We start from the raw sequence: 3,880 nt of genomic DNA, 5'->3' as shown, positions 1-3,880 counted from the left end.
CCGCTGGAACAACTCCCACAACTCATCCGGCACCAGCCGCTCAACGATCCCCACCACGACCGACAGCCTACCGACCCAAATGAGATGACGTCTAAGGTGGCGTTGACAGCTTCATGACGGCGGAGCGCAGGGTGTCGACGGTGATGAGGTGCTGGCGCACGTGCCGCAGCGCGGCCGCGGTCTCGCCGTGTTCGCCGGTCGCCACCATGGCGCGCGCGGATGCCCATGTTGGTGCCCAGCGCGAACAGCGCGGCGTTGGAGGCCGGCGCAGTCGATGCGCTCGTAGGCGGCGAGCGAATTCGTCGGTGAAGCCGGTGGGGAAGTCGGCGTTCTTCAGGACGTCCAGCAGGTCGAGGGCCCGTGCACTGAACTAACTCCGGCGTCCGGTGAGTCACAGGAGCCGTACCAGTTGCTCGATCCGGACGGCCTGCCGGTCGTGCCAGTCGCGGCGTTCTTCGCCGAGTTGCTGGTGGCCAGCAGGTCCACGACCACGATTCGGTCGTACGGCATGGATCTGCTCCGGTGGTTCCGGTTCTTGTGGGCGGTTGACGTCGGTTGGGACCGGGCGACTCGCGGCGAGGCCCGGGACTTCTCCCGCTGGCTACAGTTGGCGGACATGCCCCTCCGCATCCACTGGCGGTACCAGCGCCAGGGCGTGACCATTCACCCGGGCCGGGCAAAAGGAAGTGGGCCGAGCCGGGAACGCCGAATCCGGTGACGGGCAAGCCGACGGGCCGGAAGTACGCGCCGACCACCCGCACGCACAGCGAGACGGTGCTGCGGTCCTTCTACGACTTCCACCTTGAGGAGGGCACCGGGCCGATCACCAACCCCGTTCCTGCTGGACCGCTTCCGACGCGGCCGGGCCGATGCCCACCATGAGCGATGCAGCCGTTCCGGCAGGAGCGGCAGGGCCGCGGATCTGCTGCGGTGGTACTCGGCGGTCCGGTGAACGCGTACTTCGCGAACTCGATGGCCGGCACCTTCACCAAGCTCGCGATGTGCTAGACCGCGGCCCGCGGGATCTGCCCGACGAACATGGGGAACCGCCCCTCCAGCTCGAAGAACTTCAGAGTTAGGGCGAAACCGAGCCAAGTCGGGCCACTCTTGTTGACCACCAGGGGCCAGCCACCGTCCGCTACAGACCAGGACGCCACCGCGTCTTCCCGTGACCAGTCCTGCCGCATGCTGCACCGAGGGAGTGGCTGGTGGCACACCCGCCTCCACTGCACTTCACACCGAAGGTTCGTCCTGGCCGAACCTGGTAGAGCGATGATTCTCCGAGCTCACAAAAGAAGCCAAGCGCGGCATCCACCGCTCTGTCCATGCATCGAGCGCGGCATCCGCGGCTGGCTCGCCGACTGGAACGACCACCCTCGCACCTTCATCGGACCAACTGCACACGAGATCCTCGACAAGGTCGCCGCCTACTGCCAAAGAATCTCTGACTCTGGTCACTAGCCGCGCCTACGAGGCGCACCCGCACCGCTCAGAAACCATGATCAATCTGCTAAGGACCGGCCTAATAGCGAATCTACCTCCGCATAGCGCGTGACAAAAATATTAGGATCCAGTCACTTCAGGACGAAACGACAGCACATCTCAGGGCACTAGGCAGCCTGCTCGTCACGCCCGCCCTGCCTAGGGTAGTGAAAAATTTCTGGTCAGACTGATCGTGTCTTCCGAGGAGCTAAGGAAGATGAGAGAGCAGCTGAGGTATGGATTACTCATGCCCATCCGACCGCAGGTCGGATCGAATATATTCATGAACAATAAACTGAAGGCAGCATTACCTGCCGCCACACTCCTCCTTGGGTCACTTCCGTTCACGGCCGGGGCCGCGTCCGCGACCCAGCCCGCGCACTGCGTCGCAGACGTCAAGGCTGGCTCCCAGTGTTTCAGCTCTCAAGGAACCGCTGCAGCCTATTCGGGAATTAAGGGGCTATCTTGGCACCCTAAGGCGAGAAGCACCGATTTTTCATTTTATCCTAGCCAGGACGGAGCTCGACTCAATGTGAGTTTCTCTTCGTCTGACAGAGCCGTCGGCGAGGCCCTAAAGGAAAAGTTCGGCTCAGCAGTGTACGTTAAGTACAGTGGCGCGGCGCGTTTCCAAGGCGGGAGAACGAATGATGCTAGCTCGCACTGGGGGGGAGCTGCGATCGACGCTGAGGGAAGTGTCTGCAGTTCGGGTTTTTCTGTGAAATTCCCTAACGGAACTAGGGGTTCCGTGACAGCCGCCCATTGCTACGAGAATGGTATCGGACTAGCCTCCGGGAACAATTTCTTCGGGTGGGCATACGGCAAGTCGGAATACCCCTCATATGACATGATGCATATCACTGGCGGGGGAAGTTACACCAACAAGATCTATACAGATCCAGGCTCTCCGATTTCGCGGACTGTTACAGGTAAGGGAGATCCGGCACTCAACTCTTCGGTATGCACGAGTGGTCGCCTCACGAAGGCGGTTTGCGGCGGCTCGGTTGTGAGCTTGACTGGCCAAATGTTCCAGGGCGGCGGATGGACAACCGGGCTGATCACCATCTATAAGCCATTCTCAGTGATCGGCCAGGTTGGAGATTCTGGAGGCCCCGTTTACAGCCCTTCTGGAACCAGTGGGGCGACCATTAGAGGAATGATCGTAGGTGGGAGCCTGTCGGGCGACGTGGTGTTCGCTGAGAAGGTTTCTCAAGTGGAGTCTCATCTTGGCGTCACAGTGCTGACGACCGCATAAAGAAATTAAGGCAAATCCGGCCTTCGGAAAAAGTCTCGAAAGAGTAGGTATTCTTGAGAAGCTGAGTCACCTCGGTGAAGTGAGGGCCCGCCCTTGGCGCCCTCTGGGGGCAATCAGCGCTTTCTGATTGCCCCCACGGGTTCATTGAGTGCCGGGTATAGGCGGTTAGTGGGTATGAATTGATTGACATTCTGGCAGGCTGGGGATTTTGTACAGGTTCTCACAGGGAAATTCTTTGGGAATGCTCCTGCTTGTGAGCGGGGAGGTTGTGTTGGATTCTCCCTCTCCAGAGGCCTCGCTATAGCATGATTTACGCCTTGTATCGCTGTGCCTCGAAAGGTTTAGTACGTCGATTTGGCAGATCTGGCGGTGGCGTCGGTCGACCTTATTTCCGCGTCCGCAAGAAGCTCTGCAGGTCTACAAGTCGTCAACCGATACTCGGACATGTACGTCGCTGGCCTGGCGGGTCCGCCATGTCCGCTGCTTGCATCCAGCGTGTTCCAGAAGAGCCAATCGGTAGCGTAGCCCGCCTCAGAGGGCGCGTTAGCGCGTTCTGCTCGTCTTGACGCGCGATCTCCATCTGCGACGCGCCTGCAGTGTCCGATGGACTTTTCAGCCGATACCCAGAGGAGCGAGCAACAACACAAGCCGACGACTGCCCAGAGTTCGTGTAGGCCCCGGTGTGGCTCGTAAGCATGTGTAGTCTCTGCCAGGAGGGATCGCTGATGGTATCGGCCTGGGCGTGGACGCCTTTCTACGAGCCGAAGTGCTCGGGCAGGTCCATCCCACGGCGTCCCGGTGCGGTAGTCGTCCGACGGCAGGGCAGCAAAGGCATGATGACCCGCGTTTCGCCGTGGTCGATGTGCGGCCGGCGGGCAAGGAAACCTGGCGCACACCCAGGAACAATGGGCGCCGTCGCGGTTGCCCGACCAAAGCGTTCCTCGAGCTTGCCAGCTGCCTCGTCACCCACCGACACATCCAACGCCTTTGTTAAAGAGCGTTTTGTCCTGGCGAAAGTGTTTGGTCCGAGGTTCATGTGTCGCGCCAGTTCGGGTGGATTCGCGGGTGAGCCGTCGGCTCATGAGGTTGATCATCGCGACGTGGATTATGGCTTCGGAGCGGTGGGAGTGGGTTTCGTAGTCGCGG

Annotated in this window: 3 protein-coding genes and 1 pseudogene; 3 read left to right on the top strand and 1 reads right to left on the bottom strand. The window is 60.6% G+C overall.

All coding sequences use genetic code 11. From position 1 onward, the window contains the following. Nucleotides 1-436 precede the first annotated feature (436 nt). The 3 genes from ACF08N_RS37840 (at nucleotide 437) to ACF08N_RS37830 (ending at nucleotide 2,734) form a co-directional block, all read left to right on the top strand. Nucleotides 437-718, top strand: a complete 282-nt coding sequence (locus ACF08N_RS37840) for a site-specific integrase (protein ID WP_392329240.1) — start codon at nucleotides 437-439, stop codon at nucleotides 716-718. 167 nt (nucleotides 719-885) lie between these two features. Beyond that, entirely contained in the window at nucleotides 886-1,008 is a 123-nt protein-coding gene (locus tag ACF08N_RS37835; protein WP_392329239.1) for a hypothetical protein, read from the top strand. A 691-nt stretch (nucleotides 1,009-1,699) separates the two neighbouring features. Further along, nucleotides 1,700-2,734: a hypothetical protein gene (locus tag ACF08N_RS37830; protein WP_392329238.1), complete on the top strand. Its 1,035-nt coding sequence runs from the start codon at nucleotides 1,700-1,702 to the stop codon at nucleotides 2,732-2,734. A 962-nt stretch (nucleotides 2,735-3,696) separates the two neighbouring features. Here ACF08N_RS37830 and ACF08N_RS37825 read toward each other — a convergent pair. After that, nucleotides 3,697-3,880 (bottom strand): annotated as a pseudogene (locus ACF08N_RS37825) (hypothetical protein); the annotation flags it as partial.

Origin of the sequence: Streptomyces sp. NPDC015127, assembly GCF_043080095.1 — a bacterium.
Classification (GTDB): domain Bacteria; phylum Actinomycetota; class Actinomycetes; order Streptomycetales; family Streptomycetaceae; genus Streptomyces.
The sequence above is the reverse complement of the archived record's forward strand: the minus strand, read 5'-3'. Positions and strand labels throughout refer to the sequence as shown.

Excerpts from the sequence above, each read along its gene's own strand:
- ACF08N_RS37835 (WP_392329239.1), top strand. The coding sequence starts at position 886 with ATGCAGCCGTTCCGGCAGGAGCGGCAGGGCCGCGGATCTGCTGCGGTG.
- ACF08N_RS37830 (WP_392329238.1), top strand. The coding sequence starts at position 1,700 with ATGAGAGAGCAGCTGAGGTATGGATTACTCATGCCCATCCGACCGCAG.